The 5402-nt window shown below is 69.0% G+C and carries 4 protein-coding genes and 1 pseudogene; 3 read left to right on the top strand and 2 right to left on the bottom strand.

Annotated elements, in window-relative coordinates; all coding sequences use genetic code 11:
- Positions 1 to 725 precede the first annotated feature (725 nt).
- Positions 726 to 1280 carry an IS1096 element passenger TnpR family protein gene (locus ABT296_RS38255; RefSeq protein WP_351934712.1) on the bottom strand — a complete coding sequence of 185 codons (555 nt, stop codon included), beginning with the start codon at positions 1278 to 1280 and terminating at the stop codon, positions 726 to 728.
- Between the two features lie 296 nt (positions 1281 to 1576).
- On the opposite strand from ABT296_RS38255, the gene ABT296_RS38260 reads away from it, so the two are divergent.
- From ABT296_RS38260 to ABT296_RS38270, 3 genes and pseudogenes are all read left to right on the top strand, one after another.
- Entirely contained in the window at positions 1577 to 2494 is a 918-nt protein-coding gene (locus tag ABT296_RS38260) for a replication-relaxation family protein (RefSeq protein WP_351934714.1), read from the top strand.
- Between the two features lie 632 nt (positions 2495 to 3126).
- Positions 3127 to 3318 (top strand): annotated as a pseudogene (locus tag ABT296_RS38265) (transposase); the annotation flags it as partial.
- A 125-nt stretch (positions 3319 to 3443) separates the two neighbouring features.
- Complete coding sequence (locus tag ABT296_RS38270; RefSeq protein ID WP_351934716.1) at positions 3444 to 3959, top strand: transposase; 516 nt, start codon at positions 3444 to 3446, stop codon at positions 3957 to 3959.
- Here the strand turns inward: ABT296_RS38270 and ABT296_RS38275 are convergent.
- On the bottom strand, positions 3934 to 4383 hold the full coding sequence (locus ABT296_RS38275; protein ID WP_351934718.1) for a hypothetical protein: 450 nt from the start codon (positions 4381 to 4383) through the stop codon (positions 3934 to 3936). The genes ABT296_RS38270 and ABT296_RS38275 overlap by 26 nt on opposite strands.
- Positions 4384 to 5402 lie beyond the last annotated feature (1019 nt).

A 5402-nucleotide genomic window follows, 5' to 3' on the forward strand; every position in this document is an offset into this window, starting at 1 on the left:
TCCTTGGCCTCGGGCCTGACCGCAGCCGCGACCGCGCGCACGTCGAACGGCCCGCCCGCGAACGAGGACAGCTCCGCCCCGTCCGCCAAGGCCCGGCACATCGCATACGCCGGGTCAGTCCGCCAGCCGCCCATGCCCCCGTCTTCCACCATCGAGCCCGGTCGGAACAGATCATGCCCGAACCGACCGACATCGATGACACAGCACCTCCCCGACACCCCTCGGGAACCCGTGATCGTCACGGCCGGCCAGCCGTGCACAGACCCTGCCCGGTACTCCCGGTCCGGGGTCGTGGGCGTCGCTGGCAGGGGTGATCATCGAAGCCGGCATGTGGCGGCGTCTTCCTGGGCACTGCCCACGTTCACCGCCGCCCACAAGTCAGGCGGGCGCCACATCCCGCGCTCCTGCGCACCGACTGTGCCTGTGGCAGCGCGGAGGCGGCCGCCGACGCACAACCAACACGGAACCACCCCGATCCCCCGGCCGCCCACCCTCGGCCCGGCTCTTCTCCTTCCTGGAGGAGGTTCTGCGTGCGGTGGTTGCGCGGAGAGAAGGGCTGCCGGGCTACCGGCCCAGACGAGATCCTCGTGGTGAGCTGCGGGCATGCGGCAGCGGCCCTGCTGTGTGAGCGGCCAGTCAGATGTCCCCACTCGCGGCCACTTCAGCTGCCCATCATGGCCACTTCAGTTTCCCGCTGGCGGCCGCTTGGTGTGCGCCGCGTGAAATCACCCTCGGTGGTGTTCGCCCCACCACGGCAGGATCGGAGGCAGGTCGCTGAGGCCGCGGGCCGGCCGCTTCGGCATCGGAGTCTGCCCGTCGTCTCCGTCCCAGCGGCGCGCGTACTGGTCCGGGAGGCTGCCCCAGCCCCAGTAGGGAACCGGACGGCCGGGCACCTCACCGAGTTCCTCGAGGGGATCGATACGTTTCTCCGCCACCGTGCACAGGTGGGCCCAGTCGTCGCCCATGTCGAAAACGTAGGCGAACTGCTCGCCGGCCTGCAGTCTGCTCAGCTTGCTCGCGTGGCCGTCCACGGTGGCGTCCGGGGCCTCGCCGTCCCACCACTCCAGCGGACTGACGCGTGTGCCGTCGGACAACGTAAACAAGTGCAGGTGGGCCAAATCCCAGCGCGCGAAGGCGAGATCGACGGCCGAAGCGAACTGGGCGAAGGAGTGTGACCGCGCCGCCGCAAACACCCGGCCGGGGCGGGGCCACAGGTCTGCGCCATGGCCGGAGACCAACTCCACCCGGATCGACAGCCAGGTACGCGCCACGTCCACCATCCCCTCATGCGTTTGGTGCGAGAGTCGGCGTCAAGGCTACTGAGTGTGACTGCAGGTTGGGGAATCGAGCTGGCCGTACGCGGGGAATTCGTACTGGCTGTCGGCACCTGCTGGCTGCGGGCAGTTGTCAGCGAGGTGGTGGGCCAGGTTGTTGGCCCGGTTTACGGCGGGGTTGTCGAGTCGTGACGGTGGTCGGGGTCTGGTGGTCGGTGGTTTGGTCGGGGCCGGCTGGTGCGCTGCCTTCCTGAGCACGGCGCCGCAATCTCTGTGGCGCTCTCGAGGACGGGAGGCGGCTGGTGGTGCAGGTGGATGCTGGTGGTGGTGACCGGTTGGCGTTGGCGGTGCTGGTGCAGTACCGGATGGCGACGACGGGGCAGGTGCATGTGTTGGTCGCGCCGGGGGTGCGGATCGAGCAGACGCGGCGCAGGTTGGTGAAGCTGCGGAGCGAGGGGCTCATCGAGCGGGTCACTTTGCCGCAGGCGGGCCGGATGCGGGTGTGGTATCCGACCGGTTTCGGGGTGCGGGTGGCGTCGGAGTGGCCGGAGTTGCGGGGGCGGCGGCCGCCGCGGCTGGCGTCCGACTCCACTGCCGCGCGGTTACGGGCGGGACACACGCTGGCCGTCACCGCAACCGGGCTTGCCTTTGTGCAGGACGCACGCCGCCTGGGGGACACCTGCCACCCCCTGGACTGGATCCCCGAAGTCCACCATCCGCTCGGGGCGGGTGAGGCCGTCATCCCCGACGCGCTGCTCTACTACCAGCGCCGTGGCCGGAACGCTGGTGAGGGCGGTTCGATGCTGCGGGCGTTCGTGGAAATCGACCGCGCCACCATGGGCCCCGAACGCCTCGCGGCAAAGATCAGCGCGTATGCCCGTCTCCACGACTACGTCCCGGCACCGCCCCCGGGCCGCAGGCCAGCTCTCGGGGACCCGGCGCCGGTGGAGGGGTGGCGACGCCTGTATCCGCTCTTCCCGCGGTTGTTGTTCGTCCTCGACCACGTCGGCCCCAGAGGGATCGAAACCCGCATCGACGCCCTGCACGCAGCAGCACGCAACCCCGCCCTCACCGGCTTCCTGCGCACCGTCCCCATACTGGTGGCACCCCTCGCAGACGTCCTGCGCGGCGGGCCGTCAGAGCCTGTCTGGCGGCCCGTCCACGCCCCCGACAAACGCGTCCCATGGACTGCATCCGCGGCCAGCCTCACCGCGCAGTAAGCAGCTGCTGCGCAGTCGTCGGTAGGACAGAGGCGGCTGCGCAGTAACCGGCCCTGACGGCTGCGCAGGGCTGCTGCTGCCGTGTGCACAGCCCCGACCATGAACCCGACCACGGGCCTGCGCAGCCCCGACCACAAGCCCCACCACACCTGGCCACAGCCACATTGCGCACCGGATGCGGCGGGGTTGCGCAATCACTGCGCAGTGACTGCCTCGGACGGGTGCGCAAGGGCTGCTGGCTGCTGCCGCTCCGGCCATGAGCCCGACCACGGGGCTTGCGCACCCCTGACGACGGGCTTACCTACCCCAACCACATGCCCAACCAATGCAGGTCACAGGGGCGTTTTCGTTCAGTTCTGGCTCAGGTTCTGCGGATCGTGAACTCAGACCCCATCCGCTTTCCGATCAGCGGGTTTGTCGGGTCGAACAAGGGTCTTGATCGGGTGATCGGGGTGCGGTAGGTGCATGAAGGCAGGGCCTCGCGGTAGCTCGGGGTTGTCGAAGCCAACGAGCACCGGGAGGCCCTGTTGCTGCAGTCTGTCGCGCTCGCGCCCACAGAGTCCAACTCGCCGTCTCCATCGTGTGACTGTCTCGCGCACAGGTTCGGCAACGCGGCTGACGGACCGGACCGCGTGCGGTGTTACGGCTCGGATCTGACAGATGCCGAGTGGCAGGCCGTCCGGCCGCTGCTGCCGGTCCCGGCATGGTTTCAGGGACGGGGCGGCCGACCGGAGAGCTATTGCCACCGCGTGATGTTGGACGCGGTGCGCTACGTGGTCGACAACGGCGTCAAGTGGGCCAACCTGCCTGCGGACTTCCCGCCGTACCGGCGCGTGCACGCCTTCGCCCGCCGCTGGCAGGTGACGGGTCTGCTCGGCGAGTTCCACGACCGGCTGCGCGACCGCGTGCGGGAGAAGGAGGGCCGCGCGGTGGACCGACGGCCGCGATCGTGGACTCGCAGTCGGTGCGGGCGGCGGCGAACATCCCGCGCTCGACGTCCGGCTGGGACGGCGGGAAGAAGGTGGGTGGCCGCAAGCGGCATGTGGTGGTGGACTGCCTCGGTCTGGTCCTGGCCGTCACGGTCACCGCGGCGAGTGTCCAGGACCGCGATGCTGCTGTCGGACTGCTTGCGCGACTGCGTGAGACGTACTTCTCCGTCCGACTCGTCTGGGCGGACGGCGGCTATGCGGGACGTCTGGTCGACTGGGCCGCCGAGGACCTCCGCCTGGCGCTCGAGATCGTCCGCCGCTGCGACGACACGAGCGGGTTCGTGGTGCTGCCGCGCAGGTGGGTGGTGGAGAGGACGCTGAGCTGGCTGATGCGTTCGCGCCGGCTGGTGCGGGACTACGAGACGCTGCCCGTCATGCACGAGGCCATGGTGCTGTGGTCGATGACCATGCTCATGAGCGGCCGCCTCGCCGGCCGGCACTCGGCAGGGTTCAGCCGTTCTGCGGCAGCGCGGTGAACACTCCCGGCCGCACCTGCCGGATCCAGCCCCGTTCCGCCAGCCGTTTCGCCTTCGACCGCAGCCCCTCGACTTTCGCCGGTACCACCTGGAGCCCCAGGGCCGCAGCCAGCTGCTGACAGCGCATACCCTCCCGCCCGACGTCCGACTCCAACAGGCCCACGATGTGCTGGTAATCCACTGCCAGCACGGATACGGCCATGCCCTCGGTCCGGTGCGGCACCGTCGATCCCGCAACCGCCCCCTTCAGCGCAGACTCCGGCGCCACAGCCGGCTCCCCGGTCAGCAGCTCCGTCACCGTGACCCGGGCATCCACCAGACGCTGAAGAGCACGTTCCGCCTCATCGAGCGCGGCACGCAACCGCGCCACCTCCTCCCGGATCCCCTTCTCCCGGGCCTCCAACAGACCGATCACCGACGGCACCAGACACCCCCACGGCCAAGACGAGCAGACGAAACACACCCATCTCTCCCGCCACCAGCCGGAGTTCATGCCCACCCAGCCCGAACCAAACGATCACGTTCGGAAAGCGGATAACGTCTCAGCGTTGCGGCTGACAGTGGCTCTGGGCAGGTTGACCGGGACGTGACATGCTCGCTCGGTCGCTTCAACAGGTGTCGCCGGGGCACCCGAGGCCTCCTGGGCCAAACCAGTAGGAGTAAGAGACGGCCAGGCGGCAGCCGTATGCGTGACTCGCGATCGGAGTCCTGAATAGACCCCACTGGGACCCGGCCCCTTCTCCGTGGTCGCTGCCACCCGGCCCTTCGTCACCGACACCCGCCGCCAAGGCGACCAACACGGCCACCTCAAACTCAACGCCCAAGGTCTCCCGCCGCAGAGCCAGCAGACGGCACACCGCCGGCCCTCTCAACGCCTGAACCGACGCAGTCGGCAAAGCCCCGCCCGAATCTCCACCCGCCCCTACCAGAGCCGGACCCTGCTCTCCCCGGTCCACACCCCCGAACACACCAACACCCAGCCGGCCAGCGGATCAGAACCCACGAAACTGAGACAGCGTCACCCCACATGCAATAACACCCCAGGACAGCAACACCCCATGAATCTCTCACACCCAGGACAGTGACCCCACACCCCGAAAACCGCCACCGACCAGCAACAACACACCCCAACCCCACTGTCTCCCACCCCACTGTCCCAAAACCGAAAGATCGCACCTGGCGGTGCAGTGCCGGGCGGCGACATGAGCGACGAAGTCCCCAGCCAGGAGGGGGGATCGACGAGCCGGTCGCGGAGGTGTTCCCCACGGATGAAGGGACGGCCAGGGTGCTTTTGCCAGCAGGCCGAGCACAGTCCCAGTCCCGCATGTTGCCGCAACTGGCCGCACTTGCGGCAGGTCCTCGGAGGCTGTTTCTGTTGCCGGGGCCGTGAACAGTGGCCGCACCAACCGGTCGTCTCACGCAGATAGCCGGTCCTGCGGCAGC

It is taken from the genome of Streptomyces sp. NPDC000983 (genome assembly GCF_040299205.1).
GTDB lineage: Bacteria > Actinomycetota > Actinomycetes > Streptomycetales > Streptomycetaceae > Streptomyces.

What these genes read in the sequence shown, in the direction of transcription:
- ABT296_RS38255 (WP_351934712.1), bottom strand. Translation starts at nt 1,280, where the DNA reads ATGGTGGACGTGGCGCGTACCTGGCTGTCGATCCGGGTGGAGTTGGTC.